The following is a 26,250-nucleotide window of genomic DNA, read 5'->3' as shown; positions in this document are numbered from 1 at the left end:
CCGCCCGCCACACCTACCCGGTCCACCTACCCCCGTGTCCCCCACCGGGCCGACGCGGGACACCCGGGACGCGGTCCGTCGGGCTCCGGCGCCCGTCGCGGTCGGCGCTCAGCCGGCCGGCCGGGTCCTGCCCCGGAGCCTGACGAGGACCGTGTAGAGCTCGCAGCCGAGGCAGAGGCCGAACGCGGCGTTGAGGAACGCGGCGACGAAGGCGAGCGCTGCGGCGACGAGCACCGCGTAGGGGACACCCACCACCCCGAGCAGCAGGCCGGCGGCGGTGATGACGAGACCCACGAGCTGCGCGAACGTCGGGGGGCGAGGATCCTCCAGCTCGCGCGGCGGGGAGAGCCTCGGCGCGACGAGCGACCGGTAGACCGCGCTCTGCCAGGTGCGGCCGACGCCGCCGGCCGCACCCAGGGCGAATCCGGCGACGACCACGGCCAGCACGATCAGCGCGACCGGCCTGCGATCCGTCGCGAGTCCCTGGACGACGAGGACGACCGCGAGCAGCACCGCCGTGAGCGCGGCACCGACGCGTGGTCCGCGCGGGTCGAGGCCCGCGACGGGGCGGGTCTCCTGGGATGACTGGGACACGGGTTCCTCCTGGGTGGGTGACGTGCGGGGCGGGGGACGGTCAGCCGGGGGCGGCGCTGGACAGCGCCTCGCGCGCCTGCTGTCGCGTCGGGACACCGTCGATCCGGGCGACGAGCGAGCCGTCCGGCGCGAAGACGAACGAGGTCGGCGTCCTCCAGACGTGGAGCCGGGCGACGATCGCGAGGTTCTCCTCGACGTCGAGCTCGACGTGCTGACCGGCTGCGGCGACGCTCTCCCAGACGCGCGCCGTCGCTCGGCAGGGAGCGCACACCGCCGCGGACAGCTGCACGACGACCGGGTCGGCGCCGAGCTCGTGCCCTGGGACGAGCTCGCCCAGCCCCGGCGCGTCCGCCCCGGTGCCGACCGCGCGTCGGCGTCCGTCGCGACGCCGGAGCAGCAGCCCGACGACGGTCGCGAGCGCGAGGAGCGATGCGAGCGTCGCGACTCCCAGCACGGTCTCGGTGTCCACGTCGTGACGGTAGGTCCGCCGACCCCCACGGCGCCGGGGTCCGGCCCGCGTCTCACGGGTTGGACCACGGCGGCGGGACGTCGTTTACCCGGCGGTGCCGCTCAGGGCGGCGACCGCCTCGTAGACCCCGGCGGGCACCGTGGGCGGGACGGAGCACGACGGCGCGAGCAGGAAGGGCGCCGGGCTCGTCAGCGCGTCGCGCACCTGGGCGGTCACGACGTCGAGATCCCCCCGTCCGGCAGCCTCGTGCGAGTACCCGCCGACGATCGCGGCACGCAGGAAGATCTCACCGGGGTGGGGGTTGCCGTCGGCCGTGGCGTCCCAGTGGATCGCGTCGACGCCGGCGCGGTCGAACCGTGCCGGGTCGGCGTGGGCGCCGCACGTGTGCAGCACGCGCCACCCGCTGACGGAGCCGAGCACGGCGTCGTCGTACGGCGTCGAGAGCTCGGCGAACAGCTCGGGTGTCGTGATCGCGGGGTTCGCGGTGCCCGTGACGGCGTAGAAGACGCCGTCGGCGCCCGCGAGCGTGGTCGCGGCGAGGTAGTCGACGAGCGTGTCAGCGATCGCTTGCAGCGCGGCGTGCACGGCCTCGGAGTCGTCGGCGACCCATTGCGCAAGAAGGTCGACCGGCAGCCGTGTCGCGGTGCCGTCCGAGACTCCCGGCTCGTCGGTGGGCAGGGCAGTGGCGTACGACGGCACGCCGGCGAGCGCCAGCAGCACCGAGAGCGGCGAGAAGACGGTCGGCAGCAGCGGGTGGGCCGGGAGGCGTTCGCGCAGGAGCTCGATGAGCCGCACGTGCTCGGTGAGCGAGTGCGCCGTCGTCGTGGCCCGGACGAGGTGGAGGTCGGCGACCGAGTGCAGGAGCACGCGGGAGGCCCGCGGGAGGACGCCGTCGTAGTCGGAGAGGTCGTAGACGTTGCCGAACGCCTCGGGCAGGTAGGTGGCGCGCGGGTTGACCTTGACCCAGTCCCAGCCGTACCGGGTGACCTCGGCGGCGATGGCGTCGGCGAGCGCCACCACGTCGGACTCGGCGGGGATGTGGTGCTGCCAGGCGGTCACCGGGATGCGGTCGGGTGTGCGACCGGCGAGCACGTCGCCGAAGCGCGTGCGGCGGGCGGACGCGGCGTCGGCGCGGGGGGTCGTCGCGGTCGTCGTGCTGACGTGAGTCGTGCTGGACATGGGGGCTCCGTTCGTCGGGAACTCCAGCGGACCGCCTTGGGCGGCCGGGCGGGGCGCGTGCCGTGGATCAACCGCGGAGTGAGACGGATTCGTGGGACCTTGGTCCCGGAGCCTCCGCGCTGACGAGGAGACGCAAGCCTGCGTGGACTGCCTGGGCCCGCAGGCGCAGAACACTGCGTGGGTGAGGATCTCGGCCATGCCGCGGTCGCCTCTCGCCCGCTCGACGTTGGGTCCCTGCATGAGGTTGTCGTACACGTCGGAGGTCATGAGTGCCGTGGTGTGAGGGCGCTCCCGTCGGAGGGGTAGGGAGGCGCCGCGGACGAGCCCCTTCTCGCGATCTCCGGCTGAGGTGCGAGCTTCCGCCCTCGTCGGTGAACGTCCCCGGGTGTCCAGATACGGCGCTCTGACGGTGTGTCAGGATGTCGGTTGTGGATGGCCGGGTGCGGGTGCTGCGCGGGGTGGGTGCCGCGACCGCGTCGACCGCGTTGGCGCTCGGTTTCCACCTGGCTGGAGGTGGAGCGGCTCCCGGCCCGCTCGGGCTGCTCGTGCCGTTGATCCTGTCCTGCGTCGGTGCCAGCGCGATGATGTCGCGCAGTCCCCGGTTGCTGACGACGATGGCGGCGGCCTGTCTGGCGCAGGTCGTGTTCCACGTCTCCTTCTCTCTCGGTGCGGTGGCTACGGGATCGGCCGCCGTGATCTCGGCCATCCCGGGCGGACATCACCACGGCGGCGCCGAGGGTGCCGCGGAGATCGCGGCGGTGGTCGACCGCGCCTCGCACGGTGGTGGAGTCGAGCACTCGATGCTGCACGGTGACGTGCGGATGTGGTCGATGCACCTGGTGGCCGCGATCGTCACGGCCCTCGTGCTGCATCGCGGTGAGGTGCTCGTGCGGTGGCTGGTGGCGTTCGGCCGGGCCGCCGTCGCCGCGGTCTTGCCCGCCACGCCGTTGCTCGTCGAACCAGGCGAGGGCCCGCGTGTGGTCGTGTGCGCGCCGGTCGATGTCCTCCGACTGCTGCTCCTGACCCGGGTGGTCCCGGGCCGCGCACCCCCGCTGGGGCTGGCTGCCTGACCGATCATCCGTGCCGGGACACCGGTGCGGCTCTCTTCCACCCCTGCGGGCGTTCTCGCCCGCGCTCCGAGGATGCCCTGATGCCCACGCGTCGCTGGGTGGCGGCCGGGATGCTCGCGCTTGCGCTCGTGCTGGTCGCCCCCGTTGCCCATGGCCATGACGAGCTCGTCTCCTCCGTTCCTCTGGCAGGAGAGGTGCTCGACGAACCGCCGACCCAGGTGGTGCTGACGATGTCCGCCGAGCCGCTGGAGATCGGCACCACGGTCATGGTGACCGATCTCGACGGCGTCGATCACGCGACCGGGTTGTCCCTCTCGGGCAACGATGCCGTCGTCGACCTCGCGGATCTCACCGAGGGGTTCTACGACGTCCGGTGGCGTGTCGTGTCCTCCGACGGTCACCCGATCTCCGGCCTGATCCCGTTCACGGTCGGGGACGTCGGTCCCCGTCCGGGTGCCGACGGCTCTCCGCCGGCCTCGGCGGCGCAACCCTCGACGGACTCGGCCCCGTCGGCGCCACCGGCGCCGTCGCCCGGGGCCGAGGACCGTGTCGCCGGGCAGGGCGTCGGGCGCGTGCTGGGGATCGCGGCCGCGGGAGCGGTCGGAGCGCTGGTGCTGTGGTGGATGGTCGGTCGGCTCGCGTCGCTGCGCCGCGATCGGCGCTCTCACCCGAACTGAACCTTCTTGACACTGGAGAACCACCCATGACGACCTTCACGCTGAACCGCGTGGCCGCGGTGCTCGGCACCGGACTCCTCGCGCTGACCCTCGCGGCCTGCGCGTCCGGCTCGGACACCGGCACCGCCCAGGCGGCGACGTCGACGGCCTCGCCGGTCGACACCGACACCACCGGCGGGGAGTCCGCCGAGTCCACCCAGCTCGCTGGCCTCACCCTGGTGGACGGCTGGGTCAAGGCGGCCGACTCGGGGATGAGCGCCGCCTTCGGTGTTCTGGAGAACCCCACCGACTCCGACCTCGCGGTGGTCGGCGTCTCCTCCCCGGTCTCCTCGCAGATGCAGCTGCACGAGACCGTCGTGGTGGACGGTGCCATGAAGATGCAACAGGTCGACTCGTTCACCGTGCCGGCCGGGGGCACGTTCGTTCTCGAGCCCGGCGGCAACCACCTCATGTTCATGGACCTGACGACTCCGGTCGCTCCCGGTGACGACGTCGACCTGACCCTCGATCTGGCCGATGGGTCCACCTACTCGGTGACCGTCCAGGCACGTGAGTTCGCGGGCGCCGACGAGGAGTACGTCGGCGGAGAGATGGACGGCATGGACATGCACGAAGACGACCACGCCGAGCACTGACGGCTCCCGATGACACGCGCACCCAGGAGTTCCGCACGGAACGGCTCGGGTGACGCGGCAGGACCCAGTCGGCGACAGCTCCTCATCGGAGGAGCCGTCGCCGGCTGGGGCGCCGCGCTCGCCCTCGGTCTCGACAACGCCGCCCGCCCCCCGTCGTCTTCGGACACCTCGTCGGCCCCGCCCGCGCAGGACATCACCGGTCTGCGCGGTAGCGCCGTCGTGCCCTGCCACGGCGAGCACCAGGCCGGGGTGACGGTCGCACCACAGGCCCGTTCGACCTTCACCTCCCTCGACCTGCGCGACGAGGTCGATGCGGACGCGCTCCGGCGCCTGCTGCGCATCCTCAGCTCGGACATCGAACGGCTCACCTCGGGTCGGGCCGCCCTGGCCGACATGGAGCCGGAGCTCGCGCTGACGCCGTCGAGACTCACCGTCACGCTCGGGTTCGGGCCGCGGCTGGTGCAGCGCGCCGGTGCCCCCGTGCCGGGGTGGCTGGCGCCGCTCCCGGCCTTCGGCGTCGACCGGCTGCTGCCGCAGTGGTCCGACGGCGACCTCCTGCTGGAGGTCGCCTCGGACGATCCCGTCACGGTGACCCACGCGACCCGGATGCTCCTGAAGAACGCACGGGCGTTCGCCACCATCCGGTGGCAGCAGCACGGCTTCCGCCACGCCTACGGTGCCCGCCCCGACGGGGCGACGATGCGCAACCTGTTCGGCCAGGTCGACGGCACCGTGAACCCCGCGCCGTCGACGGCCGACTTCGACGACCTTGTCTGGATCCGTGAGGGCTGGTTGACCGGCGGGACGAGCCTGGTGATCCGGCGGATCGCGATGGACCTCGAGCGCTGGGACCTGCTCGGTCGGGACGGGCGGGAGCAGGCCGTCGGTCGCCGGCTCGCCGACGGTGCGCCCCTGACCGGGGACGGCGAGCACGACGAACCGGACTTCGCCGCGCGCGATGGCATCGGCTTCCCGGTGATCCCGATGGAGGCGCACATCCGCCGTGCCCGATCGGCCGATACCGGCCAGCGCTTCTACCGCCGCGCGTACAACTACGACGATCCCCCCGGCCCCGGCGAGACATCCCGCTCGGGACTGATCTTCACGGCCTTCCAGGCAGACCCGCTGGCCCAGTTCGCCCCGGTCCAGCGACGCCTTGACGAGCTCGACCTGCTCAACGAGTGGACCACGCCGATCGGATCAGCCGTCTTCGCCATCCCTCCCGGGTTCACCGCCGACGGCTTTGTCGGCCAGACCCTCCTAGGGCGCTGAACCGGATCGTGGGACTCGGAGACCTCGCTGGAGACGGGCAGCCTCGTCCGTGGAGGGCGGGGAACGACGACCAGAGAGCAGACGAGAGCGGAGCAACCGGAGTCAGCGCGCACGCCAGCCCACGAGCTCAGGGATGCGTCCGACGGGAGCTCGGCGTGGCGACGAGTCGATTCGGTGCGGCGACCCTGCGCCCACGTGCACTGGTCTCGAGTCCGGTCGCCGCGAGGCGCGGCCCGAACGGACTCTGAGGTGGTGCGTGGCCGGAGACGCGAGCGGCGGTCCGCGCTGGGGCCTAGGTGAGGAGGTGGCGTGCGGCTGCCTGGTCGGTGACGAGGGCGTTGATGTAGCCGCCCTTGAGGGCGGCGCGGATCGAGCACGCCTTTGAGGCGCCCCCGGCTACGGCGATGACCGTGGGGACCTGGGCAAGTTCCTCTGCGGAGATGCTCATGATCTGGTCGGAGAGAGAGGTCTGGATCTCCTGGCCCTCGGCGTCGAGGAAGACGCCGCCGATCTCCGACTGCAGACCGGCGGCGGTGAGGATCTCGCGTGTCGCGGGGGAGACGACCGTGTGGAGCTGGGAGTTCGGGGGATTCCAGCTGCCGATGGCCACGATCGCGACGGAGACCTCGCGGAAGAGAGCGAAGGTCTCGGCGATCCCGTCGGACTCGCGGAGGCTGGCGGCGGTGGCGGCGTTGGGGCTGAGCAGGGGCGCATACAGCGGGTATGCATCGCCGCCCGTGAGGGTGGAGAACCGGCGCACCAGCTCCATCGAGTTGCTGTTGGGGTGTCCCGTGATCCCCGAGAGCTGGACGACCTTGCACCGCGGAAGGGTCCCGGACATGTCGGCGACCGCCTCGACGGCCCTACCCCAGCCGACGCCGAGGACGTCGCCGTCAGCCAGCAGGCTCTGCAGGAGTGTGGCGCCCGCTCGGCCGAGCGCACTGCGCTGTTGCGCCTCGGTGAGGTGTCCGCCGCTCACCACGACGGCGTGGCGAAGCCCGTACCGCGCCCTGAGGTGGGCGGCCGCGTCGTTCTTCACTTCGGTCGGGCGGTGCAGCGTGATCCTGACCGCCCCTCGCCGCTCGGCCTCCTCCAGTAGTCGTGCGACTCGGAAGCGTGAGATCCCGAGCTCGTCAGCGATTGCCACCATGCTGTTTTGAGCGAAGTAGTAGCGCTGGGCGACGGCCAGAAGGGTGTCGTCGTGGGAGCGGGCAGGTGCCGCATCCCGTCGAGGAGGGGTGCTCATATGTGAAGCATAGACTTGCCGTAGTCGATGGGCCACTGCTTCACTCGTGAACGAGGCGCGGTAGTAGTTGACGGATGCTCGCGAATCCCAGAACCGCAGCCTGCTCATAAGAGCGTACCGCATGGACGCATGAGCGCACTGTCCACGAATCGACACATGATCACTGCACGCGCTCACTTGAGCGTGTGCAGGTCCAGATGCAAAGGAGCAGAGGAATGAACCGACGTCACACCTGGGTCGCAGCAGGGGCCGTGGTGGCGGCTGCGAGCCTGGTCGCCGGCTGCGCCGGGACGGCTCGGCCGGCCGCGACCGACGCCACCGGATCCCAGGCCGGCGGGTCCGGCGGCGCGACCACGGTCACCTTCAGGAGCTGGGCACCGATCGACCCCGCCCTCGGCGGAATGATCGACGCCTTCGAGGCGGGCCACGAGGGCGTCACCGTGGACGCGACGACCATGGGAGGGCCCGACTACTGGGTCGATCTGGCGGCGCGGGTGACCTCCAGCACGATGTCCGACGTCGTGGGGCTCATGCCCGGGGCCCAGACGCAGCAGTACCGCGACCACCTCCTCCCGCTGAACGACTGTGCCGTCAGGGTCTGGGGTGAGGACTGGGAGGACAAGTTCCACCCGATCGCACTCGATCAGGCGCGACTCGGCAACCCCGAGGGCGACGACAACTACTACGGGCTCCCGGTGCTCTCCCAGATCATGAACATCTGGGCCAACTCGGAGATCATGGAGCAGGAGGGTGCGACCATCCCGGCAACGTGGGCCGAGCTCGAGGCAGTCACGCCGACCTATGCGGGCAAGGGCTTCACGCCGTTCCTCCTCGGCGCCAAGGAGTACTGGCTCAACACCTCGATCTACCTCGAGCTGGCGAACAACATCTCTCCCGGAACCGTCTACCAGGCCGAGGACGGCGAGGTGCCGTGGACCGACCCGGCGCTGGTCCAGGCCTTCGAGTACTGGCAGAAGCTCTTCACCGACGGGATCGCTCAGCCCGGCGCCAACGCGCTGGCGCCCTACCCCGACGCCGTCGGCATGTTCGAGGCCGGAGACGCGCTCTTCCTCCCGCTCGGATCACAGTGGATCCAGCAGTCCGACCCGACGGCCGACCAGGACACCATCGCGCCCCTGTCGCGAGGGATGGAGGGATACGAGCCGTTCCTCTTCCCCACCATTCCCGGAGGCGCTGACGAGCCCCAGTTCGTCGGAGGCGCCGAGTTCCTGTTCGGCATCGCGAAGAGCTCGACGAACCAGGAGCAGGCGTGCGACCTGATCACTGACTGGATCGCGGGTGATGGTGGCCAGGTGCTGATCAACACGCTCTTCGACCTCCCCGCCGTCAAGGGCATGGAGCCCGAGGCGTTCACGTCGGACAAGCAGCGCGACATCTACCGCCTGATGGCAGACGAGTGGCTGCCCGAGGTCAAGTACTCCCGGTACTTCAAGGAGCCCAAGATCGAGACCGCTGTCGCGGATGCCCTCGCCGCCGTCGCCGCCGGATCGATGACGCCCGCGGAAGCGGCCGAGTCCGTCCAGAAGGTCTACGACACGCTGTGACACCGGCCCGCCGGACGGGCGGACGAAACACCCCCGTCCGGCGGTTGTCGACACCAGTGAGGAGCTCTCCATGACACGTGTCACCCTGCGTGACCGACTAGCCTCGTTCGCCTTCGTCCTCCCGGCGCTGATCCTCTTCGCCGTCTTCGTCGCGTACCCCATCTTCTACAACCTCCAGGCCAGCACCCTCCAGTGGAACGGCGCCTCCGACGGAACGTTCGTCGGGTTGGGCAACTATGGCGAGCTGCTGCGAGACCCGGTCTTCCGAAAGACGCTCGTCAACTCAGCGCTGTGGATCCCGCTGACGATCGTCCCGCAGGCCCTCATCGGACTGGCCTTCGCCCTCATGCTCGACCAGCCGCTGCGCTTCCGCAACGTGTACCGAGCACTGCTGTTCATCCCTGCGGTTCTCTCGCCCGTGGTCGTCGGCATCGTGTGGTCGCAGATCCTTGACCCGAACCACGGCACCTTCGCCACCGTCGCGCGGGCGCTCGGCTTCGACTCTCTCCAGCTGAACTTCCTAGGTGATCCGGACACCGCCCTGTTCGCTGTCATGGCGGTCAACATCTGGATGTTCACGGGCATGTCGATGCTCTTCTACCTCGCCGGCCTCCAGCTAATTGATCACTCCTTGTTCGAAGCGGCCAAGATCGATGGCGCCTCCTTCTTGCAGCGCACCACTCGCATCACCTTCCCGTTGCTCAGGACGACACACCTGACTCTTCTGCTGCTTGGGATCATCGGATCGCTCAAGACGTTCGAGCTGATCTACGTCATGACCAGCGGCGGGCCGTTCCATGCGACCGAGATGCTGCCGACCTACGCGTTCAAGCAGGGGTTCCAGGTCCACGAGGTCGGTTATGCCTCAGCCATCTCCGTCGCACTCCTCGTGATCGCGGTCGGTGCGGCACTTCTCATGACCAGAGTGTTCGGGGCCGGCTTCCTGACAGGAGAAAAGAAGTGAGAGCACGACGACGCATGTCAGCCCGCGTCAATCTTCTCCACCTGGCGCTCGTGCCGATCACGATCGTGTGGATGATTCCGCTGGTTCTCGTCCTTGGGCTCGCCCTCAAGCCGACGAACGATCCATCCACCTTCTTCTTCGGCATCCTTCCGGTGAACCCGTCGCTGTCGAACTTTGAGCTCGTGTTCGAGCAGAACCCCATCTTTCGATACCTCCTGAACAGCGCGCTCATCGCCGTCCCCTCGGTCCTCCTCGTCGTGTTCCTCGGCGCTATGGCGGCTTACGCGCTGGCGCTGCTCGACGTCCCGCTCAAGGCCTTGATCTTCGGGGTCCTGACGCTCGCGCTCGTCCTGCCCATGTCAAGTATCGTCGTCGCAACCTTCCAGGTTCTCCAGCTCCTTGGTCTCTACGACACGACACTAGGGGTCTCGCTCGTCTACACGGCGATCGGGCTGCCGTTCGGAATCATCGTGATCCGCACGTCGTTCCTCGCCGTCCCGAGCGAGACGCGCGATGCGGCGGTGATGGACGGGGCGAACAAGTGGCAGATGTTCTGGCGCGTATACCTCCCGCTCGCACGACCCTCCATCGCTGTCGTCGTCATCTGGCAGCTGATGTTGTCCTGGAACGACTTCCTTCTTCCGCTGGTCGCGCTGGTCGACAAGAACATCAAGCCCCTCACCCTGATTCCGCTGGTCTACCGCGGAGAGCACTTCACGCAGGTGGGTGCGCTGTTCGCAATCCTCATCGTGGTGTCGATCCCGATCATCATCACGTTCTTGTTCGCGCAGAAGTACCTCGTCAACGGCCTCGCCGGCGCCGTCAAGTGACGCGACCGGCCCGCGCCCATCCCTACGCCTGACAGTACGACAGGAGCGACGCATGTCCGCCCGCCTGATTCACCACATCGGAATTCTCGTCCCCGACCTCGAAGGTGCGATCGAGCTGTGGTCCGCCATCACCGGCTACACGTTCGGCCCTATTCATCGCTACCGCAGCACGCACTACGTCGACGACAGCGACCCTACGCCGCACTTTCACGACGCCCGCTTGTCGTTCTCCGTCGAGGGGGCCCCGCACATCGAGCTGCTCGAGGCGACCGGGGAGGGCACCCACTCGCTTGCCCAGGCCGGGGTCCATCATCTCGCCTTCACGGAGATCCTGGAGCTTGACGATGAGATCGAGCGCTTGGCGCAGCTCGGTGTCACCGTGAACGGGGTGGATCGCAATCCCCAGGGCGAGCCCCTTCTCTTCTTCACCGAACCGCGGACCACGAGTCGAGTGCGCGTCGAGTTCGTCGCCCCTCTCGACCACCCCAACGTCATGGACGACGGGAGCCCGCTGTGGCGAGACCCGGCTACTGGCCGCCTCGACCCCTGGGGGCCGCGGGACTCGTGAACCACCTCCACACCGCACGGATCCGTCCGATCTCGGCCATCGCCGATCCATACCGGAAAGACAGGTGACCTCAACCTTGGCTCACTACATCGTCTCCGTCGACAGCGGCGGGACCTACATCAAGGCCGGCGTCTTCACCCCGTCAGGCGAGCGACTCTCTCTCGCGCGACTGCCGAGCGTCACGGTCGCGCGGCCAGGCGGCCACGTCGAGCTGGACCTGGATGCGCTGTGGGGGGCGTGCGCGACGGCTGTGCGACTGGCGGTGGAACAGGCGGGAGTCGCGCCCGAGGAGATCGACGTCATCGGGTTCGCCGGCCAGGGAAAGGGACTGTACGCGGTCGACGCCGCCGGACAGCCCGTCGGCCCGGCCATCACCTCCGCCGACTCCCGCGCGGACGCCATCGCGTCCCGATGGCGGAGGGAGGGCGTGACCGCCCGTGTGCGTGCCATCACCGGCCAGGGTGTCTTCGGTTCACAACCGACAGCGCTGCTCGCCTGGCTGAAGTCCGCCGACCCGGCTGCCTACTCCTCGATCCGCTGGCTGCTCACGATGAAGGACTACCTGGTGCTGCGCGCCACGGGCCGCGCCGTCAGTGACGCCAGCAACATGTCCGGAAATGGCCTGCTGCGGCTCGACACCCTGTCCTACGACCCCCGGATCCTCGCCGAGCTGGGCATCGAGGAAGCCCAGGCGTGGCTGCCACCGATGCTCACCGGAACCGACCTCGTCGGAACACTCACTCAGGAGGCTGCTGCCGCGCTGGGCTGTTCCACGAGCACGCGTGTGGCTTCAGGGCTCTTCGACGTCAACGCCGCCGCTCTGGCCGCGGGCTGCACGGACGAGTCGACGCTCTGCGTGATCACGGGCACGGCCGGGGTCGGCGTGTACGCCTCGGCGGAGCTGCCACCCCCGGGAAGCGTCGCGCTGACCTCCGCGTACTGCCTGCCAGGCCTCTACCTCGTCGAGGAGGGATCGAACTCGTCGGTCGGTGTCCTGGAGTGGGTGCGCTCGACGCTGTTCCCTGAGGGCCTGGAGTACACCGTGGAGTTCCGCTCGCTCCCGCTCGATGTGCGAACAAGGTGCACGAACGAGTACGAGAGACTCGAAGCGCTCGCTCAGAGCTCGCACGAGTCCGAGGTGGTCTTCCTTCCCTACCTCGCGGGTGACGGCGGCACGGGCAGGGCCGCCGGGTGCTGGATCGGCCTCACCACCACGGACGGCCGAGCAGAGCTTGCCAGAGCCGCCTACGAGGGCGTGGCCTTCGCCCATCGTCGCCTGGTCGACCGCCTGCTCTCCGCCCGTCGAACACCGCCCGACCGCATCCGACTGGCGGGCGGAGGAGCACGGTCTCCGCTGTGGTCACAGATGCTCGCCGACTGCCTTGCCAGCCCGGTCGAGGTTTCCGCGGAAGAAGAACTAGGCCTCGCGGGGACCGCGCTCGCCGCAGCGACGGCCGCCGACCTCACGACCCTCGACGGGTGGGACCGCCCGACCCTCTCGCATGGTGACACCGATGTCGGTCGGACGGTCTCGCCGAGCCCCGAGCGGATCACGCACATGGCTCTCGGCTACCGCCGGTTCTGCCGCGCGGTAGCTGCCCTGGAGTCGTGGGACTCCGTGGAAGACGACGGCGCCACAGCGCCGGTGACCCCAGAGAAGAGTGAGATTCGATGAGACTCCAGATCGCCCTCGACACCTTCGACCTCGACGCCGCCCTCGAGGTCTTGGCCTGCGTGCGCCCCCACGTCGACATCGCGGAGATCGGCACGGGACTCGGGATCAGCGCCGGCGTCCGCGCGATCGCCGCCGTCAAGTCCGCCGCACCGGAGATCAGCGTCCTGTCCGACATCAAGATCATGGACGGCGGTTCCAGCATGGCCAGCCACGTCCTGGACGCGGGAGCCGATCTCGTCTCCGTGCTCGGCGTGGCCGACGACGCCACCGTCGCAGCCGCGGTCGGCGCCGCCCACGAACGGGGAAAGCACGTGGTGGCCGACCTCATCGGCGTGCGCGACATCGCCGAACGAGCCGCCGAGCTCGACCTCCTGGGGGTTGACGTCCTCTGCGTCCACACTCCCTACGACCTGCGTGAGAGCGTCCTGCCGCCGACCGAAGCGCTCAGCATCGTCCGTTCGGTGGCAACCAGAGCGGAGTCGGCGGTCACGGGCGGAATCACGCTCGACGCCATCGACCGGATCGTCTCCTACGGACCCGACGTCGTCGTCGTCGGAGGCGCGCTGATGAACGCGCCGGACCCCGCCGCCACCGCCGCTCGCTTCGCCCGGGCCGTCCGTCGTGGCTGACGAGCTGGACCGGGCCGAACCCTCTGCTCGGCGCCCGAGTGCCGGCGTCGCGCTGGGGGTCTATGAGAAGGCCATGCCGAGGACGAACGACTGGGACGCTCTGTTCGGCAATGCCCGCGAAGCCGGCTACACGTTCGTCGACCTGTCGGTCGATGAGTCCCCGGAACGAATCGACCGACTCGCTTGGGAACCGGCCGAACGCAGGCGGGTGGTCGAGGCGGCCCACCGGCAGGAGATGGCGCTCGGCGCGCTGTGCCTGTCCGCTCACCGGGCGATCGGTCCTGGTTCTGCTCACCGTCACGTTCGACGTCGAGCCCTTGCGATCCTGCTCGAGGCGATCGATCTGTGCGCGGATCTGGGGGTGTCGCTCCTCCAGGTCGCGGGCTACTACGCCTACTACGAGCCTGCCGATCCCGGGGCGAGGCAGCGATACGTCGACGTCCTGCGAGCGGGGGCCGACCACGCCGCCCGCCGTGGAGTGCTCCTCGGCATCGAGAACGTCGACGGCACCGACATCACCTCCATCGGCGCCGCCAGCCGGGTGTGTGACGATGTCGGCTCTGCCTACCTCGGGCTCTACCCGGACGTCGGTAACCTTGCCGAACAGGGGCTTGACGTCGTCGAACAGCTGCGTGCCGGTCACGGTCGCATGTTCGCGCTTCACGTCAAGGACACGCTGCCCGGTCATCCACGGTTCGTCCCGATGGGGAACGGAATCGTTCCCTGGGAGGCCGCTTTCGCGGAGCTGGCGCGTCAGGAGTGGTCCGGGCGCGTGCTGGTGGAGATGTGGAACGACTCCGAACCCGACGCGCTGGAGATCAGCTCCCGCGCCCGCGAGTTCATCGTCTCCCGGCTGACGGACGCCGGGATCCCACTCATCTCCCCCTGGGACGTCGACGAGACGCTGCGTTTCCCCGCTCAGCTCATCGCGCTCGGCGACCGCGAGTAGATTCCGACAGGAGAGACCGATGCTTGATGAGCTACGCCGAGACGTGCTCAAGGCGAATCTCGCGCTTCCCCGCCTCGACCTCGTGACATGGACCAGCGGCAACGTCTCCGCTCGCGACCCCGAGACTGGTCTGGTCGTCATCAAACCATCCGGCCTGCAGTACGACGAGATGGGAGTAGACGACCTCGTCGTGGTCGACCTCGACGGGGCTGTCGTCCACGGCTACCGCGGACCATCCTCGGACACCCTCTCCCACCTCGGGGTCTATCGCCACCGTGCGGACGTCGGCGCCGTCGTCCACACGCACTCGCCCTACGCCACCGCGTGGGCAGCGATCGGGGAGCCCATCCCGTGCTGCCTCACGGCCATGGCCGACGAGTTCGGCGGAGACGTACCGCTCGGCGGCTACGCCAGGATCGGCACCGCCGAGATCGGGGAGGAGATCGTCCGATCCATCGGCATCTCGCCCGCGATCATCATGAGACAGCACGGCGTGTTCACCATCGGCTCCTCGCTCGACAAGGCGCTCCAGGCCGCCGTCATGGTCGAAGACGTCGCCCGGACCGTGGCCATCGCGCGCGGACTAGGAACCCTCGCAAGGCTCTCGGAGGAGGAGATCGCCGCGAACCACTCGCGATACACGACCCGGTACGGCACGGCAACGGCGAGCGCAGGAGTGACGCCCGCCGGCCTCTAGGCGGCTGAGCTCGAGGTCTCCCGTGGTGAGCTGGGCCCCGGCTCGATCTCGTATGACGCGCGTGCGATGAACGCGCCGTCGAGCTCGAGTCGCTTACCCGCCCGCGCGGACCTCCCCCTGGGGTGGCTCCGCGAGACCTCCTCGAGGAGGATCGCGGCAGCCTCGGCACCCAGTTCGCGGTAGTCGCAGGCGATGGTCGCGAGCGGTGGGGACAGGTACGGGGCGAGGGGGACGTCGTCGAAGCCAGCGATCGCGATGTCGACACCGACGCGAACCTCCAGCTCGGCGAGGGTTCGCATGCCAGCGGCGGCCATGACGTCGCTGCCGTAGAAGATCGCCGTCGGCGGGTTCTCTGCCGCGATGAGCTTCCGCGTTGCCTGATCGGCGCCGGCCTCGGTAAACCCGCCCTCGGCGATGAGATCGGTTCGGAGGCCACGTGCGGCCATGGCGGCCGCCCAGACGTCGCGACGCCGCCGCGCGTGCAGGAGTGCGGGATCGCCCATCACGTGAGCGATCCTGCTGTGCCCACGGTCGGCCCATCCGTCGACCATCTCGCGAATGCACCCGTCGGTCGTGTGGAAGACGGCCGACGAGGGCGTCGACCTCCCGGGATCACCGGCAACGACCGCTGGAACGTTGAGCTCGGCGAGCAGATCCAGGCGATAGTCGTCATCGCGGAGGTCGGTCAGGACGAACCCGTCGACGCGGCCCTCCGCCACCCAGTCGCGGTAGCAGTTCTTCTCCTCCTCGGCCGTGGAGACGAACCTGATCATGAGCGCGTAGGCGTCGGCTGACAGCCCTGGCTCCAGGCCCGCGAGGAAGAGCGGGAAGAAGGGGTCCGACCCCAGCAGGTCCGGTGCTCGCAGCAGGATGAACCCGAACGTGTGGGCAGCCGCTCGCTTCATCGCGCGGGCTGTCGCGTTGGGCCTCCAGCCCAGCTGCGCGGCAGCGTCGTGGATCCGCTTGACAGTGCTGGGGGGGAGACGCTCAGCCCCGTTGAACGAGCGCGAGACGGCAGCCGTCGAGACTCCGGCGAGCTCCGCGACATCACTGATCGTCACACGACGAGGCCCGGTGGGTCGACGCGCGCCAGTGGACATAGGGGCATCGTACCCGCGCGTCCCACCCTCGTGACCGAGGATTTCCGTTGACAGCACTAGGTACATCGGTTAACCTACCGATGCCGCGGCGCCGAAGGTGACGCCATGGCGGACGAACCCAGACCGGAAGTGACGGTCACACGCCTCGGCGTGACGACACGATGGAGTGCACATGACTATTCGCATCAAGCGAGCTGCGACCGCGACCGCGGCAGTCGCGGCCGCTGTTCTGCTCGCCTCCTGCAGCACCGGGACCGACGAGTCCCCGGTCGACGAAGGGCCGGTGACGATCGCGTGGTGGTCCGGCCTGGCCGGCAGCGACGACATCGCCGCGCAATGGAACGCGGAGCATCCCGACATCCAGGTCGAGCACTCGGATGCTCCCGGAAGCTGGCAGGACCAGGCGGCGAAGCTGACCGCGGCGCTCAAGGCCGGTGAGGCGCCGTGCGTGGCGATGATGGAGAACCCCTTCATCCCGTCGCTCGCCGTCGCGGGCGCTCTCCTGGACGTCACGGACGAGGTTGCGGAGTTCCAGGGGGACTACATCGAGCGCACCTGGGACGCCGTCACCTTCGGCGGGCAAGCGTTCGGCGTGCCCCAGGGAACGGGTCCCATGGCGATGTTCTACCGGGCCGACCGGCTCGAGGAGCTCGGCATCGATGTGCCGACGACCTGGGACGAGTTCTACGAGGCATCCAAGACCGTCGCGGAGAAGGCCCCGGGGACCTACCTGACCGGGATGGGGGCCGACGACGGTGGCGGGTTCGTGTCGCTCGCCGCTCAGCACTCGGACCCCTGGTTCGGGATCGACGGCGACTCGTGGGTGGTGGACATCGACAACGAGGCGACGCGGGACGTCGCTGACTACTGGCAGAAGCTGCGTGACGAGGGCCTGCTGAACCTCACGAACAGGTGGGACCCGACCTTCTACAACGACCTCAGCGAGGGGCGTCAGCTCGCCGTCATCGGTGGCTCGTGGCAGGCGGACCTCATCGCCGACAACGTCACCGGCGGCGCCGGAAGCTGGGCTGTCGCGCCCATGCCGAGCTGGGACGGTGGCCAGCAGGTCTCGGCCCCCAACGGTGGCAGCTCGGTCATCGCGATCGCCGGGTGCGAGCACCCGGCCCAGGCGATGGAGTTCGCCCACTTCATCACGTCCGACGCTGACACCACCATCGCGCTCGGTGGCTTCCCGGCCGCCACGCTGGACAGCATCCCCGAGCGGGACGCGACCGTCGACTTCTTCGGCGGGCAGCAGGTGAACCAGGAGATCGCACGCATCGCAGAGACGGTCGCGCCGTGGACGTGGTCGCCGACGTGGAACGAGACCAAGCCGGTGTTCGACGACGGCATGGGTGGCTTCAAGGACCAGAACGGCACGCTCCGCGAGCTGCTGACGAAGCTCCAGAAGCAGCAGGTCGACTCGATGACGGCTGCTGGGGTGTCGGTGACCGAGAAGTGACGACGCTCACCCGGGGGGCGGGGCGGGTCACCCGCTCTGCCCCCCGCCCCCGCTCGGCGCCTCGACCGGCGCTGCTGATCCTCGCCGGTCCGTTCGCGATCCTCTTCCTGGCCGTCTACGTGGTCCCGCTCGTCTACGCGATGCAGCGAAGCCTCTTCCAGGTCCGTTCCTCGGGCCTGGGGTTCGGGCCGTCCGAGGACGTCTTCGTAGGGTTCGCGAACTATGCGTCGGTCCTCGCGGATGCCGCGTTCTGGGCCGCCGTCGGACGGGTGTTCCTCTACGGCGTGATCCAGATACCCGTGATGCTCGTCCTGGCGATGCTCATCGCCCTCCTGATCGACTCCCGAGCTGTCTGGCGTCCGACGGTGTTCCGGCTCACGACGTTTCTGCCCTACGCCGTCCCCGGTATCGTCGCGACGCTCCTGTGGACCTATCTCTACGTTCCGCAGCTCAGTCCGATCGTGAAGGGCCTGCACGCGATCGGATGGCAGGTCGACCTGCTCGGCCAGCAGACCGTCCTGCTCTCGGTCGCCAACATTGCCATCTGGTCCTGGACCGGCTACAACGTGGTGATCTACACGGCCGCGCTCCAGGCGATTCCCCAGGACCTCGTCGAGGCCGCGCGCATCGACGGTGCCAGCGAGGCCGGTATCGCCGTGCGCATCAAGGTGCCGCTCATCCGCGGCTCCGTCGGACTGACGGCGCTGCTGTCCATGATCGGAACGGTGCAGCTCTTCAACGAGCCCTACATCCTCAAGACCGTGACGACCGCGGTCAGCTCGGACTGGACGCCGATGATGATGGCGCTGAACACGACGTTCGGCGCCAACGACTTCGAGCGCGGCAGCGCGATCTCGATCGTCATCGCCCTGATCGCGGGCGTCCTCGCCGTCATCTACCAGCTCGCCTCGACGCGATCGGAGCGGTCCGCATGAGAACCCCGATGCTCGGCAGCCGCCTCGTGGTGAACGGCGCCCTGATCCTCACCTCGATCTACTTCCTCTTCCCTGTCTGGTGGCTGATCGTCTCGGCGACCAAGAGCAACGCGGACCTGTTCGCGACGAACGGCCTCTGGTTCGCCGAGCCCCATCTCGCCGACAACGTCCAGGCGGTGCTCTCTCGCGGTGCTGGGCTCTTCCCGCGGTGGCTGCTGAACTCGGTCGGCTACTCGCTCGCGGCGGCGCTCGGGGCGACGGTCACGTCAGCGGCGTGCGGCTACGCCCTCGCAAAGTTCCGGTTCCTCGGCGACCGAGTGCTCTTCGGTGCGGTGATCGCCGGACTGCTCATCCCCGGCGCGCTGCTGACGGTGCCGCTCTACCTCGTCGCCGCCTCCGTGGGGCTGACCAACACGATCTGGTCGGTCATCATCCCGTCGATCGTCAGTCCCTTCGGGGTGTTTCTCGCCCGGGTCTACATCGAAGGGTCCGTGCCGGACGAAGTGATCGAGTCCGCCCGCATGGACGGAGCGAGCGAGCTGCGCATCTTCGGGCAGATCGCCGTTCCGATGCTGACCCCGGCGTTGGCCACGATCGCTCTGTTCAGCTTCGTCGGAACGTGGAACAGCTTCATGCTCCCGCTCATCATGCTCTCCAACCAGAAGCTCTACCCGGTGACGCTCGGCCTCTATGCCTGGCAGTCCTACAAGGGAGAGTCGACCTACAACCTCGTGCTCGCGGGATCGCTGCTGATGGTCATCCCGCTGATCATCGGGTTCCTCCTCCTCCAGAAGTACCTGCGCAAGGGACTGACTCTCGGCGCGGTGAAGGGCTGATGACATGATCGACGATCACCCGGGCAGACCTCCTGTCTGGTACGGAGCCGACTACTACCCCGAGCAGTGGGACGAGCGAACGATCGCTCAGGACATCGGCCTCATGGGCGAGGCAGGCGTCACGCTCGTCACCCTCGGCGTCTTCTCCTGGGCCGAGCTCCAGCCGATGCCCGACACCTGGGATCTGGACTGGCTCGACGGGATCATCACGCGGCTCGGCGACGCGGGGATCGCGGTCGACCTCGCGACCCCGACCGCCTCCGTCCCGGCGTGGCTGGCCGACCTCGATCCCGAGCTCGCGTCCGTCGACGCCAGCGGACTGCGTCGAACCGGCGGAACCAGGGGCTACCACTGCCCGAGCTCGCCGACCTACAAGGCGGCCGTCCGCGTGATCGTCGAACGGCTCGCGGCTCGTTTCGGGGGGCGGGCCGAGGTCGTCATGTGGCACGTCGGGAACGAGTTCGGGCCGACCGAGTGCTTCTGCACCCGCTGTGCCGAGGCGTTCCGGGAATGGTTGCGCAGGCGCTACCGCGACATCGACGCCCTCAACGAGGCCTGGGGGACGACCTTCTGGTCGCTGCGGATGAGCGACTGGAGGCAGGTGATGCCTCCGCGCGTGACCACGGACTTCCACATGCCCGGCCGACTGGTGGACTGGAGCCGCTTCCACTCCGATCTGCTGCTGGAACAGTTCATGACCGAGCGGGACCTCCTCCGGTCCGGTGACCCGTCCACACCCATCTTCACCAACTTCATGGGCCTCTACCCCAAGCTCGACTACTGGGCGTGGGCCGACCAGGCCGACGCCGTCGGCAACGACTGCTACCCGGATCCCGCCGATCCCCGAGCGGCCCGGATCGGAGCGTTCGACAGCGACCTCATGCGCTCGCTCGCTCGAGGCAAGCCGTTCTTGCAGACCGAGCAGGCGGTGAGCGCGGTGCAGTGGCGAGCCGTCAACACGCCGAAGCGTCCCCGGCAGTTCCAGCTGTGGAGCATGCAGACGGTGGCCCGCGGCGCGAGCGGCGTCCTGCAGTTCCAGTGGCGAGCCTCCGTCGCGGGAGCCGAGACGTTCCACTCGGCGATGGTTCCGCACGCCGGACCGGGCGGGGAACGGTGGGCAGAAGTCGTGGAGCTCGGTTCACGGATCGCCGGCCTCGACCTCGCGGCCGACGCCCCGGTCGATGCGCACGTCGCCATCGTCCTGGACTGGAGCTCGCTGTGGGCCAGGCGGAGCACCCACGGACCGGATGACCGCGAGCCCGACGCCGAGACGAGACGCTGGCACGCGGGTCTGTTCGAGAACGGCGTGGCGGTCGACTTCATCGCGCCATGGCACGACCTGTCCCGGTACCGGCTCGTGGTGCTGCCGAGCCTCTTCCTGGTCACCCCCGACTTCGCCGCAGCGCTCGACCGCTACGTCGCAGACGGGGGCCACGTGGTGGCGACCTACCTCACCGGCGTCGTCGACGAGCGGGTTCACGCCCACCCCGGTGCGCCGGGTCCGCTGACGGAGATGCTCGGCGTCAGGGTGCAGGAGCACTGGCCTCTACCGGACCGCGCGGTCGAGCCCCCGCCGGCCTCGGCGCGCGTCAGCGCATCCATCGTCGTGCCTGCACCGGGCGGTACGCTCGCCGGCTCCTGGTCCGAGCGGGATCCGGGCCGACCCGTGGTCACCTACTCGGGCTTCGCCGAGTCGATCACGGTGACCGATGCGAGCGTCGTCATGACGTTCGCCGGTGGAGACCTCGCGGGCAAGCCGGCGATCACCCGACGAGGGCACGGGCTCGGGCGCGCGACGTACGTCGCCGCGAGGATCGACGAGGCATCCCTCATCGAGCTGGTCGGACGCCTCGTGGATGACGCCGGCGTGCAGCCGACGGTCCCGGACCTCCCGCCAGGCGTCGAAGCGGTACGCCGAGGCGGTCTCCTCTTCCTGCTGAACCACTCCGACGCGCCAGCCAGCGTGTCCGTCGGCTCGGGTTGGCGTGGCCCGGACGACCTCGAGGGGAGCGTCGACGTGCCGGGGAGGTCGACCCTGGTCCTTCACACAGAACAAGCGCCCGAGGGAAGAGAACGGAAGACCACGTGACCGACGATGTCCGATTCGGCGTCAACTACATCCCGGCGCGTGACTGGCTCTACAGCTGGCTGGACTGGAACCCCGACGACATCGCCGCCGACCTCGCCGCGATCCGTGCCCTCGGATGCGACCACATCCGCGCTCACTGCCTCTGGCCGATCTTCCAGCCCAACCCGAACCTGATCAGCCGATCGGCGCTCGCCCGGCTCGCGGAGCTCGTCGACATCGCGACCGATCTCGACCTCGACGTCCACCTGAGCGTGCTCAACGGTTGGATGTCGGGGACCTACTTCCGGCCGTTCTGGCAGGAGCCGTCGATGGGGGTCTACTCCGACCCTGACGTCATCGGCGCCCAGGTCCGGCTGATCGAGGCGATCGCCGAGATCGGGTACGGCCGCACGAGGCTGGTCGGCATCGACATAGGGAACGAACCGAACGCGCTGGCGAGCTTTCCAGGCAACGGCGCCACCAGGCAGCAGGGGGACGCATGGCTGACGCGTCTCCTCGCCGCCTGCGACGATGCGCTTCCGGGTCGCTTCCACGTCGTCGGGGTCGATCACGTGCCCTGGCTCGAAGACACGTCGGTCTTCAGTCGCGACGTGCTCGGCCGCGTCGGTTCTGCATCGATCGTGCACTCCTGGGTGTACTTCACCGGCGCGCTCGAGCGATACGGCGTCGAAGGCCTGGGGACGCACCACCTCGCCCGCTACCTCGTCGAGCTCGCGCGCGCCTTCGGTGAGACGCGGGAGCGCCCCGTGTGGCTGCAGGAGATCGGGGTCTCGCCGGGATGGCTGCGTGGGGCCGACGTGGCGGAGTTCGCCGGCTCGATCGTCACCGAGGCGCTCAAGGCCAACCCCTGGGCGATGACCTGGTGGGGCTCGCACGACATCGATCGTCGCCTCGCCGGGTTCGACGAGCTCGAGTACGACCTCGGTCTGCTGACGGTGGAGAACGAGGTCAAGCCAGTCGGGCTCGCCGTCGCCGACGCGATCGCGCGCGAGCGCAACCGGGACGGCAAGCCCCAGCCGGGCGCGGTCGGGGAGCGCGTCGAGCTCACCCTCCCCGACGATCGTGTCCCAGACCTCAGCTTTGCCGACGAGTTCTTCGCGCTCGTCGCCAGAGGCGCCCACCCCGTCATCGTGCGCGAGTCACGCGCGGAGGACCTGATCGATCGGGTCCGGCTGGCGGACTCGGCAGCGCAGGGCGGAGGCCGGTGATGCGGACGGAGCGCTACATCGAGCCCCGCGACGTGCCGCTCGACCAGTTTCCTGCCTCCCGTGTCGGGGCCGCTCGGATGCAGGACCTGGCGTCGGCGCCGAGCGCCTCCCACCCCCGGGTCCACCTCGGGGTGGAGTATGCGCGAGTCGCGGGCAGTCCGCTCCACCTGCAGGTGATCGTCCCGCCTGGCGACGGGGAGGACGACCGGCTGCCTCTCGTGCTCTACGTCCCCGGGTCAGGGTGGGGGCCGCAGGACCTGGGCCAGCACCTTGCGGCCCTCATCGCGTTCGCGCGACGCGGGTTCGTGGTGGCGGTCGTCGAGTACCGACCCTCGGACCTGGCGCCGTTCCCGGCGCAGGTCCAGGACGCGGTGAGCGCGCTGGCCTTCATGCGGGCGAACGCAGGTCGCTTCGGGGTTGATCCCGATCGAGTGGTGGCCTGGGGAGACTCCTCCGGCGCTCACACGTCCCTCCTGCTCGCGTACGGGCTCGAGGACCCCTACTTCTCCGGACAAGACTGCGGGTCGTCGAGCGTGCGATGCGTCGTCGACTACTTCGGTCCGACCGATCTCGCCACGATGAACGATGAGCCGTCGATCTGCGACCACCTCGGTGCGGAGAGCCCGGAGGGGGTGCTGATGGGAGGCGTCGACGTCCTGTCGGCGGGTGAGCGCCTGGAGCGCTCCAGGGTGCTGGGCCAGCGAGCCAGGTCGCGCGCGCGGCCGCGCGTCCTGATCCTCCACGGAGACCGGGACCGCGTGGTCGGCTTCGGCCAGAGCGCGACGTTCGCCGACGCGGTGGCCGAGGACGGTGACGAGGTCGAGCTCTACCGCGTCATCGGTGCCGATCACGGCGGCTCGGTGTTCTGGGCGGACGGGACGCTGGACCTGGTGGAGAGCTTCGTCCGAGCCGCGCTGGACTGACCTCCGGCTCGCGCGGGGGAGGCACGGGGACGTGTGCGCAATGGCGTGGGACGTCCCTCGCGTCGTCGCGCCGTCACCCCGGTCCGCGGCGCTCCATCTCGCTGAGATGTGCCGACAAACCCTTGCCGCATCTAGGTAAATCGATGTACCGTTCGAGGCGCGCAGGCTGATCTGCGCCGGGCGCTGCGACGAGGGAGCGTACCTAGCCTTGTCGGCCCGGACCCCGGTGGTCCGGGTCCATGCCTCGAGACAACTGACGCCCAGAGAGCTCTGGGCCGGGAGAAAGGCACTGCATTGAGAACACTCAAGGGATCCTCGCGATCCCGTCGTCTGTGGGTGGGGGCGGTCGCGGGCGCGGTCGTCGCCGCGGGAAGCGTCGGGTTCGTCGCGTCCGCGACAGCCGTACCCGTCGCCCTCGATGGTCCGCTACCGAACGTTCCGGCTGAGGTGTCCGAACGGATGACCGCGGTCCTGCTCGACGACGGCTTCGATGGCGACGCGCTCGACGCCGCGGTGTGGACACGGGGGTGGTTCGGCGACGACTGGACGGTGACGCCCCCCGTCAACAGCGGTGAGCCGCAGTGCTACGACCCCGCCAACGCAGTGGTCGCGGACGGCGCGCTCACGCTCGACATCGAGGAGAAGGCGTCCATCTGCGGCGGCGTCGATCGCGCCTACGCCAGCGGGATGGTCAACGGATACTCCAAGTTCACGATTCGTCCCGGGAACTACATCGAGGCGCGAGTCTTCGTGGCGGGTGATGAAGGAGAGGTCGCGAACCAGCCGACCTTCTGGATGCAGGGCCAGAGCCTGAACTGGCCCTCCAACGGGTCCATCGTCGTGATGAAGGGACAGGCCGACGGGATCTGCGGCGAGGCGACCGACGGTGACGGCAGCAAGAGCGGCGGCTGCGCCGACCTCGCCATGAACGCGTGGCACACCGTCGGCGTCTTCTGGACGACCGATGGCACGGCGGAGATCTACTACGACGGCGACCTGCAGTGGAGCTTCCCGCTCGGGACCACCGACCCGATGTATCCCATCCTCAACCTCGGCGCGTGGGGCGATGTGACGGCGCCGAGCCAGCTCGTGGTCGACTACGTGCGCGCGTGGGACACGCTGCCCCAGGTCGTGCCGATCGCGCCGACCCTGGTCGCTGCCGAGTGCGACGTGGAGCCGACGCTTGCGATCCCCGAGGTCGACGGTGTCGTCTACACCGAGCGGCGGGTCGGCTACCAGGCCAGTGTCACCGCTGCGGCAGCGGAGGGGTACGCAATCGCCAAGGGCGCGCAGACGACCTGGACCTTCGACCTGACGCCGGAGCCTTGCGGGCCGGGCGGCTCCGTCGATCCTCTTCCCGAGGCGCCGCGACAGGTGACGCAGCAGATGAGAGAGGTTCTCCTCGACGACGGCTTCGACGGCGACGGTCTCGACCTCGGCGTCTGGAACCGAGGATGGGTGGACGGTCAGGACGGCCAGATGACCACCGGCGCCAACCCGGCGATCGAGTGGATGTGCTACGGCCCGGACAACGTCACCGTCCAGGACGGCGAGCTGCACCTCGACTTCGTCCGACAGGACTCCAGCTGCACGGTGCGCGGCGACACGTACGACTACCAGTACACGAGTGGGATGATCCAGTCCTGGAAGAAGTTCACGGTCGCGCCGGGCTCCTTCGTCGAGTCGCGCATCCACACCTCCGGCGCCGGCACCGTGATCGAGAACTGGCCGGCGTTCTGGACCAACGGCGAGAGCCACGACTGGCCGGAGACGGGCGAGATCGACGTGCTCGAGTCGCTGGATGGAGGCCGGGCCTGCGCGAGCGTCCACACGACCCCCGGCAGCGCAAAGCAGTGCGTCGACATCGAAGCTGACGCCTGGCACACCTACGGCGCCCACTGGCGCCTCGATGGCGTGGTCGACTTCTACTACGACGGCCAGCTCCTCGCCAGTCACCCCTTCAACGCGACGGACCGGCAGTACCTCATCCTCAACCTCTCGGCGTGGAACGGTGTCCCGGCGGTGGCTCCCAGTCGCCTCTCGGTCGACTACGTCAGAGCCTGGAGCACCGTCGACACCGAAGCCCCGACCGTCACGATCAGCTCGGACTTGGTGGACCCCGGAGACACGATCACCGCCCACGCCGCCAACCTGGTCGACTACGAGGTGACGTTCGCGCTCGCCCCAGCCGAGGGCGTGGCCGGTGCGCCGGCCATTCCCCTGTCGACGTCCCCACCGGTCAGGGTCTCCCAGGGAACGGCCGACGCGGAGCTCTCGATCCCGACCGACATCGAGCCGGGGGACTACGAGATCCGCGTGCTCGCGAGGAGCGGCGCGCTTCGCGCGGCCACGACGCTCGCCGTTGCTGGCGAGCCGACTCCCGAACCGAGCACGCCCGGCGGGACGCCCAGCGGCGGAAGCACGACGCCCACCGGCGGAGAGGAACCGACTGGTGGCGCCTCCGGTGGTGTCACGCCCGGTGGTGGCGGATCGCCAGCAGGTGGCAGGACCGCCGCCTCAGCGGCCCTCGCGCACTCCGGTGCCGGTCCCATCCTGCCGCTAGCGTTCAGCGGCGTGGTCCTCGCGGCACTCGGCATGGCGATGCGCCTGCGTCGACGCAGTCAGCTCGACTGAGGCTGGTGATGCCGGGTGTCGGCGGCTCTCCCGCATCCTCCCGA

The 26,250-nt window shown here is 69.3% G+C and carries 24 protein-coding genes; 19 read left to right on the top strand and 5 right to left on the bottom strand.

All coding sequences use genetic code 11. The annotated features are described in order from the left end of the window. Positions 1–108: 108 nt before the first annotated feature. From EDD28_RS04565 to EDD28_RS04555, 3 genes are all read right to left on the bottom strand, one after another. Positions 109–594: a DUF4395 domain-containing protein gene (locus EDD28_RS04565; protein ID WP_123738531.1), complete on the bottom strand. Its 486-nt coding sequence runs from the start codon at positions 592–594 to the stop codon at positions 109–111. A gap of 40 nt (positions 595–634) precedes the next feature. Further along, positions 635–1,063: a thioredoxin family protein gene (locus EDD28_RS04560; RefSeq protein WP_123738530.1), complete on the bottom strand. Its 429-nt coding sequence runs from the start codon at positions 1,061–1,063 to the stop codon at positions 635–637. An 84-nt stretch (positions 1,064–1,147) separates the two neighbouring features. Then, positions 1,148–2,242 (bottom strand): uroporphyrinogen decarboxylase family protein, encoded by a 1,095-nt coding sequence (locus EDD28_RS04555; protein WP_123738529.1) that lies wholly within the window; start codon positions 2,240–2,242, stop codon positions 1,148–1,150. Between the two features lie 419 nt (positions 2,243–2,661). Here EDD28_RS04555 and EDD28_RS04550 point away from each other — a divergent pair, with 419 nt between their 5' ends. The 4 genes from EDD28_RS04550 to EDD28_RS04535 all read left to right on the top strand — a co-directional run bounded on the left by EDD28_RS04550 (position 2,662) and on the right by EDD28_RS04535 (position 5,896). Then, complete coding sequence (locus EDD28_RS04550) at positions 2,662–3,312, top strand: hypothetical protein (protein WP_148059546.1); 651 nt, start codon at positions 2,662–2,664, stop codon at positions 3,310–3,312. 80 nt (positions 3,313–3,392) lie between these two features. Further along, positions 3,393–3,989 carry a copper resistance CopC family protein gene (locus tag EDD28_RS04545; protein WP_123738527.1) on the top strand — a complete coding sequence of 199 codons (597 nt, stop codon included), beginning with the start codon at positions 3,393–3,395 and terminating at the stop codon, positions 3,987–3,989. A 26-nt stretch (positions 3,990–4,015) separates the two neighbouring features. Further along, positions 4,016–4,624, top strand: a complete 609-nt coding sequence (locus EDD28_RS04540) for a copper chaperone PCu(A)C (RefSeq protein WP_123738526.1) — start codon at positions 4,016–4,018, stop codon at positions 4,622–4,624. Between the two features lie 9 nt (positions 4,625–4,633). Further along, positions 4,634–5,896, top strand: coding sequence for a Dyp-type peroxidase (locus tag EDD28_RS04535; RefSeq protein ID WP_123738525.1), 1,263 nt, complete (start codon positions 4,634–4,636; stop codon positions 5,894–5,896). A gap of 292 nt (positions 5,897–6,188) precedes the next feature. Here EDD28_RS04535 and EDD28_RS04530 read toward each other — a convergent pair whose 3' ends face one another. Next, positions 6,189–7,142 carry a sugar-binding transcriptional regulator gene (locus tag EDD28_RS04530; RefSeq protein ID WP_170169356.1) on the bottom strand — a complete coding sequence of 318 codons (954 nt, stop codon included), beginning with the start codon at positions 7,140–7,142 and terminating at the stop codon, positions 6,189–6,191. A gap of 215 nt (positions 7,143–7,357) precedes the next feature. On the opposite strand from EDD28_RS04530, the gene EDD28_RS04525 reads away from it, so the two are divergent. The 8 genes from EDD28_RS04525 (at position 7,358) to EDD28_RS04490 (ending at position 15,019) form a co-directional block, all read left to right on the top strand. Next, on the top strand, positions 7,358–8,707 hold the full coding sequence (locus tag EDD28_RS04525; protein ID WP_123738523.1) for an ABC transporter substrate-binding protein: 1,350 nt from the start codon (positions 7,358–7,360) through the stop codon (positions 8,705–8,707). Positions 8,708–8,777: 70 nt separating this feature from the next. Continuing rightward, positions 8,778–9,671 carry a carbohydrate ABC transporter permease gene (locus tag EDD28_RS04520; RefSeq protein WP_123738522.1) on the top strand — a complete coding sequence of 298 codons (894 nt, stop codon included), beginning with the start codon at positions 8,778–8,780 and terminating at the stop codon, positions 9,669–9,671. A 14-nt stretch (positions 9,672–9,685) separates the two neighbouring features. Next, positions 9,686–10,501 (top strand): carbohydrate ABC transporter permease, encoded by an 816-nt coding sequence (locus EDD28_RS04515; RefSeq protein WP_123738521.1) that lies wholly within the window; start codon positions 9,686–9,688, stop codon positions 10,499–10,501. A 52-nt stretch (positions 10,502–10,553) separates the two neighbouring features. Beyond that, on the top strand, positions 10,554–11,069 hold the full coding sequence (locus EDD28_RS04510) for a VOC family protein (RefSeq protein WP_123738520.1): 516 nt from the start codon (positions 10,554–10,556) through the stop codon (positions 11,067–11,069). Positions 11,070–11,133: 64 nt separating this feature from the next. Continuing rightward, a complete protein-coding gene (locus EDD28_RS04505; protein WP_123738519.1) occupies positions 11,134–12,744 on the top strand; it encodes an FGGY-family carbohydrate kinase in 1,611 nt (536 codons plus the stop codon). Continuing rightward, the gene (gene hxlA, locus EDD28_RS04500; protein ID WP_123738518.1) at positions 12,741–13,373 is read left to right on the top strand and encodes a 3-hexulose-6-phosphate synthase; all 633 of its coding nucleotides are present in this window, start codon (positions 12,741–12,743) and stop codon (positions 13,371–13,373) included. Before EDD28_RS04505 ends, hxlA begins: the two co-directional genes overlap by 4 nt. After that, on the top strand, positions 13,366–14,322 hold the full coding sequence (locus EDD28_RS04495; RefSeq protein WP_245967914.1) for an L-ribulose-5-phosphate 3-epimerase: 957 nt from the start codon (positions 13,366–13,368) through the stop codon (positions 14,320–14,322). The genes hxlA and EDD28_RS04495 overlap by 8 nt, the downstream gene beginning before the upstream one ends. A gap of 19 nt (positions 14,323–14,341) precedes the next feature. After that, entirely contained in the window at positions 14,342–15,019 is a 678-nt protein-coding gene (locus EDD28_RS04490; RefSeq protein WP_123738517.1) for an L-ribulose-5-phosphate 4-epimerase, read from the top strand. On the opposite strand, the gene EDD28_RS04485 is transcribed toward EDD28_RS04490, so the two are convergent. Further along, positions 15,016–16,119, bottom strand: a complete 1,104-nt coding sequence (locus tag EDD28_RS04485) for a LacI family DNA-binding transcriptional regulator (protein ID WP_170169355.1) — start codon at positions 16,117–16,119, stop codon at positions 15,016–15,018. The two genes, EDD28_RS04490 and EDD28_RS04485, sit on opposite strands and share 4 nt — an antisense overlap. Before the next feature lie 172 nt (positions 16,120–16,291). Here EDD28_RS04485 and EDD28_RS04480 point away from each other — a divergent pair, with 172 nt between their 5' ends. From EDD28_RS04480 to EDD28_RS04450, 7 genes are all read left to right on the top strand, one after another. Further along, on the top strand, positions 16,292–17,581 hold the full coding sequence (locus tag EDD28_RS04480) for an ABC transporter substrate-binding protein (protein ID WP_123738515.1): 1,290 nt from the start codon (positions 16,292–16,294) through the stop codon (positions 17,579–17,581). After that, entirely contained in the window at positions 17,578–18,516 is a 939-nt protein-coding gene (locus EDD28_RS04475; protein ID WP_211339112.1) for a carbohydrate ABC transporter permease, read from the top strand. Before EDD28_RS04480 ends, EDD28_RS04475 begins: the two co-directional genes overlap by 4 nt. Beyond that, positions 18,513–19,352, top strand: a complete 840-nt coding sequence (locus EDD28_RS04470; RefSeq protein ID WP_123738514.1) for a carbohydrate ABC transporter permease — start codon at positions 18,513–18,515, stop codon at positions 19,350–19,352. Before EDD28_RS04475 ends, EDD28_RS04470 begins: the two co-directional genes overlap by 4 nt. A gap of 4 nt (positions 19,353–19,356) precedes the next feature. Continuing rightward, positions 19,357–21,441 (top strand): beta-galactosidase, encoded by a 2,085-nt coding sequence (locus EDD28_RS04465; RefSeq protein WP_123738513.1) that lies wholly within the window; start codon positions 19,357–19,359, stop codon positions 21,439–21,441. Further along, the gene (locus tag EDD28_RS04460) at positions 21,438–22,649 is read left to right on the top strand and encodes a glycoside hydrolase 5 family protein (RefSeq protein ID WP_170169354.1); all 1,212 of its coding nucleotides are present in this window, start codon (positions 21,438–21,440) and stop codon (positions 22,647–22,649) included. Before EDD28_RS04465 ends, EDD28_RS04460 begins: the two co-directional genes overlap by 4 nt. Further along, positions 22,649–23,572 (top strand): alpha/beta hydrolase, encoded by a 924-nt coding sequence (locus EDD28_RS04455; protein WP_170169353.1) that lies wholly within the window; start codon positions 22,649–22,651, stop codon positions 23,570–23,572. The genes EDD28_RS04460 and EDD28_RS04455 overlap by 1 nt, the downstream gene beginning before the upstream one ends. A 459-nt stretch (positions 23,573–24,031) precedes the next feature. After that, positions 24,032–26,206, top strand: a complete 2,175-nt coding sequence (locus EDD28_RS04450) for a glycoside hydrolase family 16 protein (protein ID WP_148059544.1) — start codon at positions 24,032–24,034, stop codon at positions 26,204–26,206. Positions 26,207–26,250 lie beyond the last annotated feature (44 nt).

It is taken from the genome of Salana multivorans (assembly GCF_003751805.1).
Lineage (GTDB): Bacteria > Actinomycetota > Actinomycetes > Actinomycetales > Beutenbergiaceae > Salana > Salana multivorans.
The sequence above is the reverse complement of the archived record's forward strand: the minus strand, read 5'-3'. Positions and strand labels throughout refer to the sequence as shown.

What these genes read in the sequence shown, in the direction of transcription:
- hxlA (WP_123738518.1), top strand. Translation starts at nt 12,741, where the DNA reads ATGAGACTCCAGATCGCCCTCGACACCTTCGACCTCGACGCCGCCCTC.
- EDD28_RS04515 (WP_123738521.1), top strand. Translation starts at nt 9,686, where the DNA reads ATGTCAGCCCGCGTCAATCTTCTCCACCTGGCGCTCGTGCCGATCACG.
- EDD28_RS04485 (WP_170169355.1), bottom strand. Translation starts at nt 16,119, where the DNA reads ATGTCCACTGGCGCGCGTCGACCCACCGGGCCTCGTCGTGTGACGATC.
- EDD28_RS04550 (WP_148059546.1), top strand. Translation starts at nt 2,662, where the DNA reads ATGTCGGTTGTGGATGGCCGGGTGCGGGTGCTGCGCGGGGTGGGTGCC.
- EDD28_RS04540 (WP_123738526.1), top strand. Translation starts at nt 4,016, where the DNA reads ATGACGACCTTCACGCTGAACCGCGTGGCCGCGGTGCTCGGCACCGGA.
- EDD28_RS04555 (WP_123738529.1), bottom strand. Translation starts at nt 2,242, where the DNA reads ATGTCCAGCACGACTCACGTCAGCACGACGACCGCGACGACCCCCCGC.
- EDD28_RS04490 (WP_123738517.1), top strand. Translation starts at nt 14,342, where the DNA reads ATGCTTGATGAGCTACGCCGAGACGTGCTCAAGGCGAATCTCGCGCTT.
- EDD28_RS04465 (WP_123738513.1), top strand. Translation starts at nt 19,357, where the DNA reads ATGATCGACGATCACCCGGGCAGACCTCCTGTCTGGTACGGAGCCGAC.
- EDD28_RS04455 (WP_170169353.1), top strand. Translation starts at nt 22,649, where the DNA reads ATGCGGACGGAGCGCTACATCGAGCCCCGCGACGTGCCGCTCGACCAG.
- EDD28_RS04530 (WP_170169356.1), bottom strand. Translation starts at nt 7,142, where the DNA reads ATGAGCACCCCTCCTCGACGGGATGCGGCACCTGCCCGCTCCCACGAC.
- EDD28_RS04520 (WP_123738522.1), top strand. Translation starts at nt 8,778, where the DNA reads ATGACACGTGTCACCCTGCGTGACCGACTAGCCTCGTTCGCCTTCGTC.
- EDD28_RS04545 (WP_123738527.1), top strand. Translation starts at nt 3,393, where the DNA reads ATGCCCACGCGTCGCTGGGTGGCGGCCGGGATGCTCGCGCTTGCGCTC.
- EDD28_RS04450 (WP_148059544.1), top strand. Translation starts at nt 24,032, where the DNA reads ATGACCGCGGTCCTGCTCGACGACGGCTTCGATGGCGACGCGCTCGAC.
- EDD28_RS04525 (WP_123738523.1), top strand. Translation starts at nt 7,358, where the DNA reads ATGAACCGACGTCACACCTGGGTCGCAGCAGGGGCCGTGGTGGCGGCT.
- EDD28_RS04480 (WP_123738515.1), top strand. Translation starts at nt 16,292, where the DNA reads ATGACTATTCGCATCAAGCGAGCTGCGACCGCGACCGCGGCAGTCGCG.
- EDD28_RS04470 (WP_123738514.1), top strand. Translation starts at nt 18,513, where the DNA reads ATGAGAACCCCGATGCTCGGCAGCCGCCTCGTGGTGAACGGCGCCCTG.
- EDD28_RS04510 (WP_123738520.1), top strand. Translation starts at nt 10,554, where the DNA reads ATGTCCGCCCGCCTGATTCACCACATCGGAATTCTCGTCCCCGACCTC.
- EDD28_RS04535 (WP_123738525.1), top strand. Translation starts at nt 4,634, where the DNA reads ATGACACGCGCACCCAGGAGTTCCGCACGGAACGGCTCGGGTGACGCG.